At 59.6% G+C, this 14,588-nt stretch carries 16 protein-coding genes and 1 tRNA gene; 3 read left to right on the top strand and 14 right to left on the bottom strand.

All coding sequences use genetic code 11. The features are described 5' to 3' along the window. Positions 1-149: 149 nt before the first annotated feature. Positions 150-632: a zinc ribbon-containing protein gene (locus HMPREF3138_RS23245; RefSeq protein ID WP_070559356.1), complete on the top strand. Its 483-nt coding sequence runs from the start codon at positions 150-152 to the stop codon at positions 630-632. Positions 633-672: 40 nt separating this feature from the next. Here HMPREF3138_RS23245 and HMPREF3138_RS23240 read toward each other — a convergent pair whose 3' ends face one another. From HMPREF3138_RS23240 to HMPREF3138_RS23190, 11 genes are all read right to left on the bottom strand, one after another. After that, complete coding sequence (locus HMPREF3138_RS23240; RefSeq protein WP_038877456.1) at positions 673-1,377, bottom strand: FMN-dependent NADH-azoreductase; 705 nt, start codon at positions 1,375-1,377, stop codon at positions 673-675. A 146-nt stretch (positions 1,378-1,523) separates the two neighbouring features. Continuing rightward, positions 1,524-2,456: a pyrimidine-specific ribonucleoside hydrolase RihA gene (gene rihA / locus HMPREF3138_RS23235; protein WP_038877458.1), complete on the bottom strand. Its 933-nt coding sequence runs from the start codon at positions 2,454-2,456 to the stop codon at positions 1,524-1,526. Positions 2,457-2,555: 99 nt separating this feature from the next. Beyond that, a complete protein-coding gene (locus tag HMPREF3138_RS23230; protein ID WP_038877460.1) occupies positions 2,556-3,017 on the bottom strand; it encodes a hypothetical protein in 462 nt (153 codons plus the stop codon). A gap of 194 nt (positions 3,018-3,211) precedes the next feature. Beyond that, positions 3,212-3,937, bottom strand: a complete 726-nt coding sequence (locus HMPREF3138_RS23225) for an amino acid ABC transporter ATP-binding protein (RefSeq protein WP_019454076.1) — start codon at positions 3,935-3,937, stop codon at positions 3,212-3,214. After that, positions 3,937-4,611 (bottom strand): glutamate/aspartate ABC transporter permease GltK, encoded by a 675-nt coding sequence (gene gltK, locus HMPREF3138_RS23220; protein ID WP_004939982.1) that lies wholly within the window; start codon positions 4,609-4,611, stop codon positions 3,937-3,939. The genes HMPREF3138_RS23225 and gltK overlap by 1 nt, the downstream gene beginning before the upstream one ends. Next, complete coding sequence (locus HMPREF3138_RS23215; protein WP_038877462.1) at positions 4,611-5,351, bottom strand: amino acid ABC transporter permease; 741 nt, start codon at positions 5,349-5,351, stop codon at positions 4,611-4,613. Before HMPREF3138_RS23215 ends, gltK begins: the two co-directional genes overlap by 1 nt. A gap of 212 nt (positions 5,352-5,563) precedes the next feature. Continuing rightward, positions 5,564-6,460, bottom strand: a complete 897-nt coding sequence (locus tag HMPREF3138_RS23210; RefSeq protein ID WP_038877465.1) for an amino acid ABC transporter substrate-binding protein — start codon at positions 6,458-6,460, stop codon at positions 5,564-5,566. Between the two features lie 392 nt (positions 6,461-6,852). Then, a complete protein-coding gene (gene lnt, locus HMPREF3138_RS23205) occupies positions 6,853-8,382 on the bottom strand; it encodes an apolipoprotein N-acyltransferase (protein WP_038877468.1) in 1,530 nt (509 codons plus the stop codon). Between the two features lie 7 nt (positions 8,383-8,389). After that, positions 8,390-9,268 (bottom strand): CNNM family magnesium/cobalt transport protein CorC, encoded by an 879-nt coding sequence (corC, locus tag HMPREF3138_RS23200; protein ID WP_025301851.1) that lies wholly within the window; start codon positions 9,266-9,268, stop codon positions 8,390-8,392. Between the two features lie 84 nt (positions 9,269-9,352). After that, complete coding sequence (ybeY, locus tag HMPREF3138_RS23195) at positions 9,353-9,826, bottom strand: rRNA maturation RNase YbeY (RefSeq protein WP_033637441.1); 474 nt, start codon at positions 9,824-9,826, stop codon at positions 9,353-9,355. Beyond that, a complete protein-coding gene (locus HMPREF3138_RS23190; protein ID WP_025301852.1) occupies positions 9,823-10,878 on the bottom strand; it encodes a PhoH family protein in 1,056 nt (351 codons plus the stop codon). The genes ybeY and HMPREF3138_RS23190 overlap by 4 nt, the downstream gene beginning before the upstream one ends. A gap of 32 nt (positions 10,879-10,910) precedes the next feature. Here HMPREF3138_RS23190 and HMPREF3138_RS26550 point away from each other — a divergent pair, with 32 nt between their 5' ends. Continuing rightward, a complete protein-coding gene (locus HMPREF3138_RS26550; RefSeq protein WP_139145179.1) occupies positions 10,911-11,096 on the top strand; it encodes a hypothetical protein in 186 nt (61 codons plus the stop codon). A 16-nt stretch (positions 11,097-11,112) separates the two neighbouring features. Here HMPREF3138_RS26550 and HMPREF3138_RS23185 read toward each other — a convergent pair whose 3' ends face one another. Together HMPREF3138_RS23185 and miaB are read right to left on the bottom strand one after the other, a co-directional pair. After that, positions 11,113-11,448 (bottom strand): zinc ribbon domain-containing protein YjdM, encoded by a 336-nt coding sequence (locus HMPREF3138_RS23185; protein ID WP_038877472.1) that lies wholly within the window; start codon positions 11,446-11,448, stop codon positions 11,113-11,115. A 118-nt stretch (positions 11,449-11,566) separates the two neighbouring features. Next, positions 11,567-12,991 carry a tRNA (N6-isopentenyl adenosine(37)-C2)-methylthiotransferase MiaB gene (gene miaB, locus HMPREF3138_RS23180; RefSeq protein WP_038877474.1) on the bottom strand — a complete coding sequence of 475 codons (1,425 nt, stop codon included), beginning with the start codon at positions 12,989-12,991 and terminating at the stop codon, positions 11,567-11,569. A gap of 197 nt (positions 12,992-13,188) precedes the next feature. Here miaB and ubiF point away from each other — a divergent pair, with 197 nt between their 5' ends. Beyond that, the gene (ubiF, locus tag HMPREF3138_RS23175) at positions 13,189-14,370 is read left to right on the top strand and encodes a 3-demethoxyubiquinol 3-hydroxylase (protein WP_038877476.1); all 1,182 of its coding nucleotides are present in this window, start codon (positions 13,189-13,191) and stop codon (positions 14,368-14,370) included. An 87-nt stretch (positions 14,371-14,457) separates the two neighbouring features. Here ubiF and HMPREF3138_RS23170 read toward each other — a convergent pair. Further along, positions 14,458-14,532, bottom strand: a tRNA-Gln gene (locus HMPREF3138_RS23170). Positions 14,533-14,588 lie beyond the last annotated feature (56 nt).

Here is a 14,588-nt window from a genome sequence, read left to right as displayed (position 1 = left end):
TTAAAAAAAACGCCGCCATGACGCGGCTCACAAGCTGCGGATCCCGCGTCTTGCCAAGTGACATCAGTCATTTACGGCTAAAATAAGAACAAGTAGCTTAGGGGGTTCCCTACAGCCAAGTCCGGCGCAGCGTTTATCGAGGAGAGTCTATGAACAAGGTTGCTCAGTATTACCGCGAATTGGTGGCATCGCTGACCGAACGCCTGAAAAACGGTGAACGCGATATCGACGAACTGGTGGCCAGCGCGGAGCGGCGGTTGAACGAGGCCGAAGATCTGACCCGCGACGAGGTGCGGCAGGTGACGCAGGCGGCGCGGCGCGATCTGGAAGAGTTCGCCCGCAGCTATCAGGAAAGCCGGGATGAGTTTACCGACAGCGTGTTTATGCGGGTGATCAAAGAGAGCCTGTGGCAAGAGCTGGCGGATATCACCGACAAAACCCAGCTGGAGTGGCGCGAAGTGTTCAAGGATGTCAGCCACCACGGCGTTTACCACAGCGGTGAAGTGGTGGGGCTGGGCAATCTGGTGTGTGAGCAGTGCCACTACCACCTGGCGTTCTATACGCCGGAGGTGTTGCCGCTCTGCCCGAAATGCGGTCACGACCAGTTCCAGCGCCGGCCGTTTGAACCTTGATGACGTTCCCCGCTGCGGCGGGGAACGCTAAGGCCGGCATTTAACGGAGCAGTTTCTTCAGCAGGTTGCTCAGGAAACCGCCGCTGACGGCTGCCGGGGCGGCTTGCGCCTGCGCCGGTGCGTTGGCCGCTACGGCGATGCCGGCCGGGATTTTCTGCGCGACCACGATGCGGCTGTCCTGGGCGGCTTTCTCTGCCGCTTCCGGGCCGTAGGCGAAGCCTTCCGCCAGCACGAACTCAACGTCGGTGATGCCGATAAAACCCAGGAACAGCTTCACGTACGGCGTGATCAGGTCCGTCGGCGTGTCGGCATGGATACCGCCGCGGCTGGAGATGACGATCGCTTTCTTGCCCGTCACCAGCCCTTCGGCGCCGGCGGAGGTATAGCGGAACGTCTGGCCGGCGCGGGCGATCAGATCGAAGTAGATCTTCAGCTGTGTCGGGATGTTGAAGTTGTACATTGGGGCGCTGATGATCAGCGTGTCGTGCGACTTCAGTTCGGCAATCAGCTCATCGGACAGCGCCAGGGTACTTTGCTGGTGCGGCGTCAGCGGCTTGTCGCCGGCGGTAAAACCGGCCATCACTTCGCCATCCAGCTCCGGCAGGGTCGGGTTGGCCAAATCGCGCACGGTGAACGTGTCTTCAGGGTGATTTTCACGCCATTGTTCAACAAAAAAATCGACTAATTTTCCAGACTGGGAATATTCACCCAGAATGCTTGATTTCAGGACCAGTACGCGGCTCATTGGCTTATCTCCAGGCGAAGTCTAATCGGTAACGATGTCATCGGTGTAAACGCATGGTAGAGGCAAGCCAAGAACAGTGATAGCGCAAAAATTCGCTTAGTTAAATCAAAAAAGTTGAATGAGGGCGCGAGCGCGCCCCGATGGGATCAATAACGCGCTACGCGCTCGGCCAGCAGATCGATAAAGCCTTCGCGGTTGATGCCGGTCAGCACTTCCACGTTGGCCGCGTTGCCGGTTTGCTGGAAATAGTCCACCACCGTCATGCCGACGGTGTATTCCCCTTTGGTTTCCACCCCCACCCAGCGCTCTACGCCGGTAAACAGCTGCGGCGCCAGCAGCCAGGCGATGGTGCAGGGATCGTGCATCGCCGCGCCGGGCAGGCCGCGCGGATGGCTGAGGTACAGCGGCAGGTAAAAATCGAGCATCTCCGCGACCGCCTGCGCGACCGGATTGTCTATCTGGCGAATGCGCTCGATATCCTGCGGTAACACCAGCGCCTGATGGGTGACGTTCAACCCGGCCATGGTCAGCGGCACGCCGGATTTCAGCACCATTTCGGCGGCTTCGGGATCGACGAAGATGTTGAACTCCGCGACCGGCGTGGTATTACCGGCGTTCATGCCGCCGCCCATGAATACGATGCGCTCGATGCGGCTTTTCAGCTCGGCATGCTGGGCCAACAGCAGGGCGATGTTGGTCATTGGACCGGTCACCACCAGAGTTATCGGCTGCGGGCTGGCGCGCAGCAGGTCGGCGATCAGCTCAACGGCGCCGCGGGGATCGGGTTTGATTGTCGGCGTCGGCAGGTGGGTGTTGCCCATGCCGGTTTTGCCGTGGACATAGTCGGCGATCACCAGTTCGCGCATTAGCGGGCCGCCGGCGCCGGCGGCGACCGGTATGTCCTCGCGCTGCATCAGGGTCAACAGACCCAGCGCGTTATGCAGGGTTTTCTCCGGCGTCTGGTTGCCGGCGGAGGTGGTGATGGCTTTGACGTCCAGCTCCGGCGAACGCAGCGCCATAGCCAGCGCGATGGCGTCGTCGAGGCCGGGATCGCAATCGATGATAATAGGGCGGGGCATGTTCTTTCTCCTCTGTTTGTTATCCAGCGAGCATCGGATCAAAACCGGGGAGAAACAAGCGCTTTTAGTGCCGGGCGTTTGCGCGACGGGATAAGGCGTTCAGACACCGCAGAGTTCATGAGCGCTGCGTTTCCATTCTTCCACCTCGGTTGGGTGCAAGAAGGAGTAATAGACGGTAGTGCCGTCGGGCAAGATATTTTGCAGTGCCTGCATGCAGTTGGCCTCGCAGGGGCGCAGCTCGATATACACGTTGGTGATCGGCACCTGCTCCTTATCGGCGTCAAAGCGTTCGATGCGCCTTATCGCCGCAACCAGCGCGGCCATTTCGGCATGTAGCTTGACCCAGTTATGGGTGTAGATATCCGGCGGCATCTCCATTTTCATCTGGCTATTGCCAAAGGCATAGCGAGTGCTGCCGCGCAGCTGGTATTCGATGGTGGCGCAACAGGACTCAGGCCCGAAACCCGGTTTTTCAATCAGTTTCTTCTTGTCTTCCAACGTGCGTCGAACAATCGGATAACCGGATTTGATGTTGTACTCCGCTTGTACCAGTTGAATCATGCCAGCCTCTCTGGTGGGTGAGTTAATCATCAAAGGTAGGACAGCCTGCAGGGTCGCGCGTTGTTTACGGTCATCGCGACGGGGAGTTTAAGATAAATCCTAACTTTGTGGAGGCGGCAATGAGAGGCATTCAGGCGCATGGGCGCCGAAAAACAAGCGCCCCTTGGGGCGCTTGGGTTTAGGGGACTGCGCGATCAGTGCAGGATCTTGGCCAGGAAGTCCTTGGCGCGCTCGGACTCGGGGTTGTTGAAGAAATCGTCTTTGTTGCGGTCTTCGACGATTTTGCCTTCGTCCATAAAGATCACCCGATTCGCCACCTTACGGGCGAAGCCCATTTCGTGGGTCACCACCATCATGGTCATACCTTCGTTCGCCAGTTCGACCATGACGTCCAGCACTTCGTTGATCATTTCCGGATCGAGCGCCGAAGTCGGTTCATCGAACAGCATGGCGATAGGATCCATGCACAGCGCGCGGGCGATGGCGACGCGCTGCTGCTGGCCACCGGACAGCTGACCGGGGAACTTGTTGGCATGGGCGGAGAGGCCGACGCGCTCCAACAGCTTCAGGCCCTTCTCGCGCGAGGCGGTCTTATCGCGCTTGAGCACTTTCACCTGCGCCAGCGTCAGGTTGTCGATGATAGACAGGTGCGGGAACAGCTCGAAGTGTTGGAACACCATGCCGACCTTGGCACGCAGCTGCGCCAGGTTGGTTTTCTTGTCGTTGACCGGCGTGCCGTTCACCAGGATGTCGCCCTGCTGGATCGGTTCGAGGCCGTTGACGGTTTTGATCAGGGTGGACTTGCCGGAACCTGAAGGACCGCAGACGACGACCACTTCGCCTTTTTTCACTTCGGTGGTGCAATCGGTCAACACCTGAAAGTGACCGTACCACTTAGAAACATTTTTCAGGGATATCATCAAACAGTCCTTTTCTTCAAATAGCTTACCAGCGCCGAGGCGGCGAGGCTGATAACAAAATAGACAAAGCCGGCGAACAGGATCATTTCAACCTGGGTGCCGTCGCGTTCGCCGATGGTCGACGCGGTGCGGAAGAAGTCGGCCAGGCTCAGTACGTAAACCAGCGAGGTATCCTGGAACAGTACGATGCCCTGGGTCAGCAGCAGCGGCACCATGGCGCGAAACGCCTGCGGCAGGATCACCAGCCGCATGGATTGCCAATGGGTCATGCCCAGCGCCAGCGCGGCGGAAGATTGGCCGCGCGAGATGCTGATAATGCCGGCGCGGATGATTTCCGAGTAATAGGCCGCTTCAAACAGGGAAAAGGCTACCATAGCCGAGATCAGGCGAATATCGGTTTTCGGCGATAACCCTAGAACCTGTTGTAATAAGCTTGGAACCACCAGATAGAACCACAGCAGCACCATCACCAGCGGCACCGAGCGGAACAGGTTGACATACAGGGTGGCGAACCAGCTGATCGGTTTGAACGGCGACAAGCGCATCACCGCCAGCACGGTACCCCACAGAATGCCGACCACGATGGCGGTCACGGTGATCTTCAGCGTGATCACCATGCCCTGCAGCAAATAAGGGAAGCTTGGGACGATCGACGCCCAGTCAAATTCGTACATTATTTACTCCCCAGGTTGCCAGGCAACTGCACTTTCTTTTCGACCAGACGCATAAACAGCATGATAACGGCGTTGATGCCGATATAAGCCAGCGTGATGGCGGTAAAGGATTCATAGGCGTGTGCGGAGTAATCCAACAGCTTGCCGGCCTGCGCGGCCATGTCCACCAGCCCGATGGTGGAGGCGATGGCGGAGTTTTTGACCAGGTTGAGCATTTCCGAGGTCATCGGCGGCACGATCACCCGGTAGGCGTTCGGCAGCAGCACGTAGCGGTAGGTTTGCGGCAGCGTCAGGCCCATCGCCAGCCCGGCGGCTTTCTGGCCGCGCGGCAGGGACTGGATGGCGGCGCGCACCTGCTCACAAACGCGGGCGGCGGTAAACAGCCCCAGGCAGAGCATGGAGGAGACGAAGAACTGCACGTTGGGATCCAGCTCGCTTTTGAACCAGGTGCCGATATTGGCCGGCAGCAGCTCGGGGATCACCAGATACCAGGTAAAGAATTGCACGATCAGCGGCACGTTGCGGAACAGTTCGACGTAACAGGTGCCGAGGGTGGAAAGAAAGCGGTTGGGCACGGTACGCAAGATACCGAACAGCGAACCGACGAAGAAAGCGATAATCCATGCACAGACGGAGAGGGCCACGGTGACCTGAAAGCCGGACCAGATCCAGCCGAGGTAAGTGGTGTTCCCAAACGGGGCCTGCTGCAGGAAGATACCCCAGTTCCAATCTATTGACATAACAAACTCCGGTAAACGGGCGCAGGGCGCCGAAGATTGATGACTTGATGAGCGCCGATCGCCGCGCGGCCAGTCTGGCTGGCTTGTTGTGTACGGATGTCGGTGGCGCGCGTTGGGGAAAATGAGGGAGGGGAACGGCCCCCCTCATTCCTGTCTGTCCCAGTCATCAACTGGGCCGGTTTGGCCTGTGGCCGCCCCGGCTCTTGTTCTATTTAGTTCAACGCTTTGTCGTTAGGCTCTTTGAACAGCTGCTTCATGTCGTCCGACAGTTCGAAGTTCATGTTGAGGTTTTTCGGTGGAATAGGCTGCTTGAACCATTTGTCAAACCACTTGGCCGCTTCACCGGAGGTTTGCGCCTGGGCGATGGTGTCATCGACCAGCTTTTTGAACTCAGGATCGTCTTTGCGCAGCATGCAGCCGTAGGCCTCTTTCGACTGCGGCGTGCCGATGATTTCCCACTGATCCGGCTTCTTGGCCTTGGCGCGCTCGCCCGCCAGCAGGGCGTCGTCCATCATGAAGGCCACTGCGCGGCCGCTTTCCAGGGTGCGGAAGGAGTCACCGTGGTCTTTGGCGCTGATGATGCGCATGTTCATTTTGTCGCTGTCGTTCAGCTTGTTCAGCAGCACTTCGGAGGTGGTGCCGGAGGTGACCACCACCGGTTTGCCGGCCAGGTCTTTAAAGTCTTTGATGTCGGAGCCTTTTTTCACCAGCAGACGGGTGCCGACCACGAAAATGGTGTCGGAGAAGGCGGCCTGTTTTTGGCGCTCGAGGTTATTGGTAGTGGAGCCGCACTCGAAGTCATAGGTGCCGTTTTGCAGCAGCGGGATGCGGTTCTGCGAGGTAATCGGCAGCATTTTCACCTGCAGATTCGGTGCATTCAGTTTTTTCTTAACGGCTTCAACGATTTGGTTGGAGTAGTCCTGAGAGTAGCCCACAACTTTTTGTTGGTTGTCGTAGTAGGAAAAGGGCACTGACGATTCGCGGTGGCCGACAACGATCACGCCGTTGTCTTTGATTTTCTTCAGCGTACCGGACAGGTCTTCCGCATGCGCCACGCTACCTGCCATACCGAGCAGCAGTAACGATAACGCCAATTTACGCATTTGCATGGTCCAACTCCTTTGCTGTTGTGGTGGCTCTGACTAAAGAGCGTCAGGTTAAATCGGCTATTTATTGTTCAAGTTATAAAGATAGTCTTAGAACGGATAGCCGTTAAAAAATAACCGATTGTGAATATCTTGAAACTAAAATGTTTCATTTTTTGAGACGCCGCGCGCACCAAATCAATGCAACGAAACCCTGACGCCCCCGCGTGGTGCGCTCAATGCACCCAAAATGTGCACAGGTGCGACAAAACGTCAGCAAAAGTAAATCGGCGCGCGATGTCACCAGAGTTAAAGCAAGGAGTGTGCCAGCCGCGTTGATTTAACGGCGTTTTCTGACCAAGGAGGGGACAGTGACGAGAACGCGGGGCGCGGCGGGCGCGCCCCGGCGAGAAGGACTATTTGCGGCGCAGGCCCAACATCAGCGCCCAGCCGCCCAGCAGCAGGGTTATCACCCACAGCGGCGTGGCGCCGAAGCGCGCGTAAGGCGTGACGCCGGTGGTCGGCGTGACCTTCACTTCGAGCACCTGACGGGTAAACTGCGGGATCTCGGCGATCACCTCGCCGTTCGCATCCACCGCGGCGGTAACGCCGTTGTTGGTGCTGCGCAGCAGCGGCCGGCCGAGCTCCAGCGCCCGCATGCGCGCCATCTGGAAGTGCTGCCACGGGCCGATGGAGTGGCCGAACCAGGCATCGTTGGAGATGGTCAGCAGGAAATTGGTGTCCGGGCGGAAGTTATCGCGCACCTGCTGGCCCAGCACGATTTCGTAGCAGATGGCCGCCGTCAGGTTGTACCCGCGCACGCTGAGCTGCGGCTGCACGTAGTCGCCGCGGCTGAAGGAGGACATCGGCAGATCGAAGAACGGCGCCAGCGGCCGCAGCAGCGTTTCCAGCGGCACGAACTCGCCGAACGGCACCAGGTGGTGCTTGTTGTAGCGATCCTTGGCCGGGTAGCTGTACGGCGTCGGTTCGCCGAGCACGATGGCGCTGTTGTAGATCCGCTGGCCCTGTGGCGTGGCGCGCACGTCGACGATGCCGGTGATCAGGCTGCTGTTCTTCGCCCGCATCAGGTCGTCCATCATGGTCAGGAAGCCGTTCTGGTTGGCTTCATAATCCGGGATGGCGGACTCCGGCCAGATGACGATCGGCGCCTTGCCCACGTACGGACGGGTTTCGTCCAGATAGGTTTGCAGCGTGCTGACCAGCGCTTTCGGATCCCATTTCATCGACTGCGCGATGTTGCCTTGCACCATGGCGACGTTCACCGCTTTCTCCGGCTGCGGAGTAAACCACTGCAGCTGGCGCAGCGGCCACGGCAACAGCAGCAGCGCGGCGGCGATGACCGCAGCCGACAGGCGGCGCTGATTGACGGCGTACACCAGCAGGCCGGCGATGGCCATCAGCACAAAGGTGATGGCGTCGACGCCCAGCAGCGGCGCGATGCCCTTCAGCGGGCCGTTGATCTGGCTGTAGCCGAACTGCAGCCACGGGAAGCCGGTCAGCACCCAGCCGCGCAGGAATTCGGTCACCTGCCACAGCGCCGGCGCGGCGATGGCCAGCCGCCACCAGCGGGTGGTCGGCCACAGGCGCGTCAGCAGCCCGGCGAACAGCCCGGTATACAGCGACAGGTAAGCGGCGAGCAACACCACCAGGAAGACGTTGACGGCGAAAGGCATGCCGCCGAAATCGGCGATGCTGACATACACCCAGTTGATGCCGCTGCCGAACAGCCCGAAGCCCCAGACAAAGCCGAGCAGGGCAGACTGTTTGGTGGTGCGATTGAGGGTAACGGCCAGCAGGCCGAACAGGGAGACGATGGCCGCGGGCCAGAAGTCGTAGGGCGAGAACGCCAGCGTCCCGCCGGCACCTGACAACAGCGCCAGCAGGGCGCGAACCCGCTGGCGTTCAAGTAATGAGGCTTTAGCCATGTTGGATTTAATCTTCCAGTTTCGGTGGTGGAGAATCGTCCGGAATTTTTACATGAACCTGGATAATACGTCGACTGTCGGCCATGGCAACTTTAAATAGGTAACCTTCGATTTCAATGGTTTCCCCGCGCGCCGGCAGGTGACCGAAGGCCTGCATCACCAGACCGCCGATGGTATCGACCTCGTCATCGCTGAAATGGGTGCCGAAGGCGTCGTTGAAGTCTTCGATCGGGGCCAGCGCGCGCACGGTGTACATGTGACGGCTGAGCTGGCGGATATCCAGATCGTCTTCGTCGTCGTATTCGTCTTCGATCTCGCCGACGATCAGTTCCAGAATGTCTTCGATGGTGACCAGGCCGGACACGCCGCCGAATTCGTCAATGACAATCGCCATGTGATAGCGCTGGGAGCGGAACTCTTTCAGCATCCGGTCGACGCGCTTGCTTTCCGGCACCACCACCGCGGTGCGCAGCACCTTGTCGATGCTGAACGGCTCGGAGTCTGCGCGCATGAACGGCAGCAGATCCTTGGCCATCAGGATGCCTTCGATGTGATCTTTGTCTTCGCTGATCACCGGGAAGCGCGAGTGGGCGGAGTCGATAATCACGTCCAGGCACTCTTCCAGCGTCTGGTTGCGCTTGAGCGTCACCATCTGGGAGCGGGGGATCATGATGTCGCGCACGCGCTGCTCGGCGATATCCATCACGCCTTCCAGCATGTCGCGGGTATCGGGATCGATCAGGTCGTTTTGTTCGGAATCACGGATCAGCTCGACCAGATCGCCACGGTTTTTGGGCTCGCCGTGGAACAGCTGGTTAAGGATAAGAGTAAAGAACCCCTTCTTGGGACTGGGGCTGTCATTGCTTTGTGAATGGTCGTCGCTCATGGCGTTTTCGTTACTGTCACTCATGTCAGAGTTAAGGGGCGTCAGCGACAGCCCCGCAGGGGGCTGTAGGGTAAACGGCTGACGTCAGACGGGGTCTTTTTCCGCCAGGTACGGATCAGGATAACCCAGTCCGTGCATGATTTCGGTTTCCAAAGACTCCATTTCTTCGGCTTCATCGTCTTCGATGTGGTCATACCCTAGCAGATGAAGACTGCCATGGACAACCATATGCGCCCAGTGGGCCTCCAGCGCCTTGCCTTGCTCAATCGCTTCCTGTTCAACCACCTGGCGGCAGATGATCAGGTCGCCAAGCAGCGGCAGCTCGATGCCCGGCGGGGCCTCGAACGGGAAAGAGAGCACGTTGGTCGGCTTGTCTTTGCCGCGGTAGGTCAGGTTCAGCTCGTGGCTTTCCGCTTCGTCCACCAGACGCACGGTCACCTCGGCCTCTTCCTGAAATTGCGGCAGCACGCCTTCCAGCCAGCGCTGGAAGGTGGCCTCATCCGGCAGGCCGTCGCCGCTTTCACAGGCAATCTGCAGATCCAAAATCACCTGGCTCATGGTGTCTCCTGCTCGGAGGCGGCGAGCGCCTCGCGCTTACGTTGTTCGGCAATCGCGTCTTTGCGTTTCTGTTCGGCCGCTTCCCAGGCCTCATAGGCGATGACTACGCGGGCCACCACCGGGTGGCGCACCACGTCCTCGCTGTGGAAGAAGTTGAAGCTCAGTTCTTCCACGTCCGACAGCACTTCCACCGCGTGGCGCAGGCCGGATTTCTGGTTGCGCGGCAGGTCGATCTGGGTGACGTCGCCGGTGATGACCGCCTTCGAGTTAAAGCCGATGCGCGTCAGGAACATCTTCATCTGTTCGATGGTGGTGTTCTGGCTCTCATCCAGAATGATAAAGGCGTCGTTCAGCGTACGGCCGCGCATATAGGCCAGCGGCGCGACTTCGATCACGTTGCGCTCGATGAGCTTCTCCACGCGCTCGAAGCCCAGCATCTCGAACAGGGCGTCGTACAGCGGGCGCAGGTAAGGATCGACCTTCTGGCTCAGATCGCCGGGCAGGAAGCCCAGTTTTTCGCCGGCTTCGACCGCAGGGCGGGTCAGCAAAATGCGGCGAATTTCCTGGCGCTCCAGCGCATCCACCGCGGCGGCAACCGCCAGGTAGGTTTTGCCGGTGCCCGCCGGGCCGATACCGAAGGTGATGTCGTGATCGAGAATGTTGGCGATGTACTGCGCCTGGTTAGGCGTACGCGGTTTCACCATGCCGCGCTTGGTTTTAATGGTGACCGCCTTGCCGTAATCCGGCACGCTGTCGGCCACCTGTTCCAACACCCGGCTCTCTTTGATAGCCAGGTGGATTTGCTCCGGATCGATATCCGGGATCACGCCGCGAATCGGCGCGGTATCCACGTACAGATGGCGCAGGATATCGGCGGCGGCAACCACGCACAGGTTTTTGCCGACCAGCTTGAAACGGTTGTCGCGGCGATTGATTTCAATGCCCAATCGGCGCTCGAGTTGCTTGATGTTGTCATCAAACGGGCCGCACAGGCTGAGCAAACGCTTATTGTCTGCGGGCTCTAACAAAATTTCTTGTGTTGCGACGTTCAAACTATTCCTCTAGGTCACATCGGGCCTGGTTGATGTCACATAGCGCGTTCGGGACGCGCGTGTTCAGGACGAGCCTGAATACTCTCTTTCTTGAATTATTCATGGTGCGCCGCAACGGCGCAAGTTTACCGCTGATCTATCTGTGCGCCATCGGCGGAATTCAAGGGAAGATAAGGAAAAAACGCGGCGGGGCGCAAAGCCCGCCGCGTCATCACTGAACAAGGCCGCCGTGAATCAGTTCTTTTTCACGAACTCGGATTTCAGCTTCATCGGGCCGAAGCCGTCGATTTTGCAGTCGATGTTGTGATCGCCTTCGACCAGGCGAATGTTTTTCACCTTGGTGCCGATCTTCAGCATCGAGGAGCTGCCTTTGACCTTCAGGTCTTTGATCACGGTGACCGCATCGCCGTCCGCCAGCAGGTTGCCGTTGGCGTCTTTGACGATCAGCGCGTCCTGATCTTCCGCCGGGGTGCTGTCGCTCCACTCGTGGGCGCACTCAGGGCAGATGAACAGGGCATTGTCCTGGTAGGTGTATTCTGAGTTGCACTTCGGGCAGTGTGGGAGTTGCATGTTATGTCGCCTCTTCAACAATAAAAAAATAAAAAAGAAAATCACCGGGCGCGTGCGCCCGGCGGAGAAACGGTAAGGAGTAGCGCGAATGGGCGGCGATAAGGCGGCCGCCGCGGCGTCAGGGCTGGTAAATGCCGACGCCCAGCGCGTTTTCTTTGCGGGTACGGGCGATCACCGACTGCGGGGATTCATGTACGCGCAGATCCATCTGCTGTTCGGTGCGCACTACTGCGCCACGCAGGGTGTTGGTCAGCACCTCGGTAATTTCCACGTCGACGAACTGGCCGATCATGTCGGGCGTGCCCTCGAAGTTTACCACACGGTTGCACTCCGTGCGCCCGGCCAGTTCCATCACGCTTTTGCGCGAGGTGCCCTCCACCAGAATGCGCTGGACGGTGCCGAGCATGCGGCGGCTGAACTGCAGCGCCTGCTGGTTGATGCGATCCTGCAGAATATACAGCCGCTGTTTTTTCTCTTCTTCGCTGACGTCGTCGACCATGTCCGCCGCCGGGGTGCCCGGGCGCGACGAATAGATGAAGCTGAAGCTGACGTCGAAATTGACGTCGGCGATCAGGTTCATGGTCTGTTCGAAGTCGGCCTGGCTTTCGCCCGGGAAACCGACGATGAAATCGGAGCTGAGCTGAATGGCCGGCCGCGCCTTGCGCAGCTTGCGGATAATCGCCTTGTACTCCAGCGCGGTGTGCGCACGTTTCATCATGGTCAGGATGCGATCCGAACCGCTCTGCACCGGCAGATGCAGGAAGCTGACCAGCTCCGGCGTGTCTTCGTACACCGCGATGATGTCATCGGTGAACTCGATAGGGTGGCTGGTGGTGAAGCGAATGCGATCGATGCCGTCGATGGCCGCGACCAGGCGCAGCAGTTCGGCGAACGAACAGATCTCGCCGTCATGCGTGGCGCCGCGGTAAGCGTTGACGTTTTGGCCGAGCAGGTTGACCTCGCGCACGCCCTGCGCCGCCAGTTGGGCGATTTCGAACAGCACGTCGTCGCTCGGGCGACTCACTTCTTCGCCGCGGGTGTAAGGCACCACGCAGAAGGTGCAGTATTTGTTGCAGCCTTCCATGATCGACACGAATGCGGTCGGGCCTTCGGCGCGCGGTTCCGGCAGACGGTCGAATTTTTCGATCTCCGGGAAGCTGATGTCGACCACCGGGCTGCGGGTGCCCTGAACGTGATTGATCATTTCCGGCAGGCGGTGCAGGGTCTGCGGGCCGAATACCACGTCGACGCAGGGCGCGCGGCTGCGGATCAGTTCGCCTTCTTGCGAGGCCACGCAACCGCCGACGCCGATGATCACCGACGGATTCTTTTCTTTCAGCAAGCGCCAGCGCCCCAGCATGGCGAAAACTTTCTCCTGCGCTTTTTCACGGATTGAGCAGGTGTTCAGCAGCAGCACGTCCGCCTCTTCGGCATTTTCGGTCCACTCGAAGCCGTGCGTGCTGTTCAACAGGTCGGCCATTTTCGATGAATCATACTCGTTCATCTGGCAGCCCCAGGTTTTGATATGTAGTTTTTTCGTCATTGACTTGCCATTACTCAGTGCGGAGCGAAAGTTGCGTTACGCGACATGCAGGGCGCGTATTGTAATCATTTGCCGCCGTTGTGACCAGCGCGGGGGAAAATGGCACGCGACCTGAAGCCGAAGCGAAAATCCGGTACACTGCGCAAAACGCCATGCCGGGTGGGATGGCGACCATTCATACAGAAAACATAGCCAATATGAAGACATCTCAAAATCGGTATGACGCGGTGGTGGTGGGCGGCGGCATGGTCGGCGCGGCGGCGGCCCTGGGGCTGGCACAGGCGGGCTGGTCGGTGGCGTTGCTGGAACATCAGGCGCCGCAGACGTTCGAGGCGCAAAGCCCGCCGGATCTGCGCATTTCCGCTATCGGCTGCACTTCGGTGGGGCTGCTGAAACAGCTCGGCGCCTGGCAGGCCGTGAAGGCGATGCGCACGGCGCCGTATCGCCGGCTGGAGACCTGGGAATGGGCGTCGTCGCGCGTGGCGTTCGACGCGGTGTCCCTGGGGTTGCCCGAGCTGGGCTTTATGGTGGAAAACCGCATTCTGCAGCTGGCGCTGTGGCAGCAGTTCGCGCAGTGCGCCAACCTGACGCTGCTGTGCCCCGCCAGGCTGCAATCGCTGCAGCGGGCGGACAATGCCTGGCAGCTGACGCTGGACGGCGGCGAGACGCTGCAGGCGCGCCTGGTTGTCGGCGCCGACGGCGCCAACTCGCAGGTGCGCAAGCTGGCGGCGATCGGCACCAACGGCTGGCAGTATCGTCAGGCGTGCATGTTGATCACCGTCGATACCGGCGCGCCGCAGCAGGATGTGACCTGGCAGCGTTTCTTCCCGTCCGGGCCGCGTGCCTTCCTGCCGCTGTACGACAGTTGGGCGTCGCTGGTGTGGTATGACAGCCCGCAGCGCATTCGCCAGCTGCAGGCGATGCCGCCGGCACAGCTGGAGCGTGAGATCGCCGCCGCTTTCCCGGCGCGACTGGGCCCGGTCAAGGTGCACGCCGCCGGTTCGTTCCCGCTGACGCGGCGTCATGCGCAGCGTTACGTGCTGCCGGGGTTGGCACTGCTGGGGGATGCGGCGCATACCATCAATCCGCTGGCGGGGCAGGGCGTCAATCTGGGGTATCGTGACGTGGATGCCTTGCTGAACGTATTGAGCGATGCGCGGGAGCAGGGAGAGGACTGGAGCAGCGAGGCGGTACTGCTGCGTTATCAGCGCCGCCGCCGTACCGACAATTTGCTGATGCAGAGCGGCATGGATCTATTCTATACGGCTTTCAGCAATAACCTGGCGCCGCTGAACGTGGCGCGTAATCTGGCGCTGATGGCCGCGCAGCGGGCGGGCAAGCTGAAAGAGCATGCGTTGAAGTACGCGTTGGGATTGTAACCGACAGGGCTCAGCTGCGGCTGGGCCCGTTAGGATTGGCTGAACGCCGGACAGCAAAAAGCCCGCCGAAGCGGGCTTTTCTAAATATGGCTGGGGTGCCAGGATTCGAACCTGGGTATGCTGGTATCAGAAACCAGAGCCTTACCGCTTGGCGACACCCCAATTATGGTGGCTACGACGGGATTTGAACCTGTGACCCCATCATTATGAGTGATGTG

The sequence above is a fragment of the Serratia sp. HMSC15F11 genome (assembly GCF_001808215.1).
Taxonomy (GTDB): domain Bacteria; phylum Pseudomonadota; class Gammaproteobacteria; order Enterobacterales; family Enterobacteriaceae; genus Serratia; species Serratia nevei.
Note: the sequence above shows the minus strand (reverse complement) of the source record. Positions and strands in the feature narration are given on the sequence as shown.

Bases quoted from the DNA above. Each gene is read 5' to 3' on its own strand.
- HMPREF3138_RS23245 (WP_070559356.1), top strand. From the start codon at position 150: ATGAACAAGGTTGCTCAGTATTACCGCGAATTGGTGGCATCGCTGACC.
- HMPREF3138_RS23240 (WP_038877456.1), bottom strand. From the start codon at position 1,377: ATGAGCCGCGTACTGGTCCTGAAATCAAGCATTCTGGGTGAATATTCC.
- rihA (WP_038877458.1), bottom strand. From the start codon at position 2,456: ATGCCCCGCCCTATTATCATCGATTGCGATCCCGGCCTCGACGACGCC.
- HMPREF3138_RS23230 (WP_038877460.1), bottom strand. From the start codon at position 3,017: ATGATTCAACTGGTACAAGCGGAGTACAACATCAAATCCGGTTATCCG.
- HMPREF3138_RS23225 (WP_019454076.1), bottom strand. From the start codon at position 3,937: ATGATATCCCTGAAAAATGTTTCTAAGTGGTACGGTCACTTTCAGGTG.
- gltK (WP_004939982.1), bottom strand. From the start codon at position 4,611: ATGTACGAATTTGACTGGGCGTCGATCGTCCCAAGCTTCCCTTATTTG.
- HMPREF3138_RS23215 (WP_038877462.1), bottom strand. From the start codon at position 5,351: ATGTCAATAGATTGGAACTGGGGTATCTTCCTGCAGCAGGCCCCGTTT.
- HMPREF3138_RS23210 (WP_038877465.1), bottom strand. From the start codon at position 6,460: ATGCAAATGCGTAAATTGGCGTTATCGTTACTGCTGCTCGGTATGGCA.
- lnt (WP_038877468.1), bottom strand. From the start codon at position 8,382: ATGGCTAAAGCCTCATTACTTGAACGCCAGCGGGTTCGCGCCCTGCTG.
- corC (WP_025301851.1), bottom strand. From the start codon at position 9,268: ATGAGCGACGACCATTCACAAAGCAATGACAGCCCCAGTCCCAAGAAG.
- ybeY (WP_033637441.1), bottom strand. From the start codon at position 9,826: ATGAGCCAGGTGATTTTGGATCTGCAGATTGCCTGTGAAAGCGGCGAC.
- HMPREF3138_RS26550 (WP_139145179.1), top strand. From the start codon at position 10,911: ATGTCACATAGCGCGTTCGGGACGCGCGTGTTCAGGACGAGCCTGAAT.
- HMPREF3138_RS23185 (WP_038877472.1), bottom strand. From the start codon at position 11,448: ATGCAACTCCCACACTGCCCGAAGTGCAACTCAGAATACACCTACCAG.
- miaB (WP_038877474.1), bottom strand. From the start codon at position 12,991: ATGACGAAAAAACTACATATCAAAACCTGGGGCTGCCAGATGAACGAG.
- ubiF (WP_038877476.1), top strand. From the start codon at position 13,189: ATGAAGACATCTCAAAATCGGTATGACGCGGTGGTGGTGGGCGGCGGC.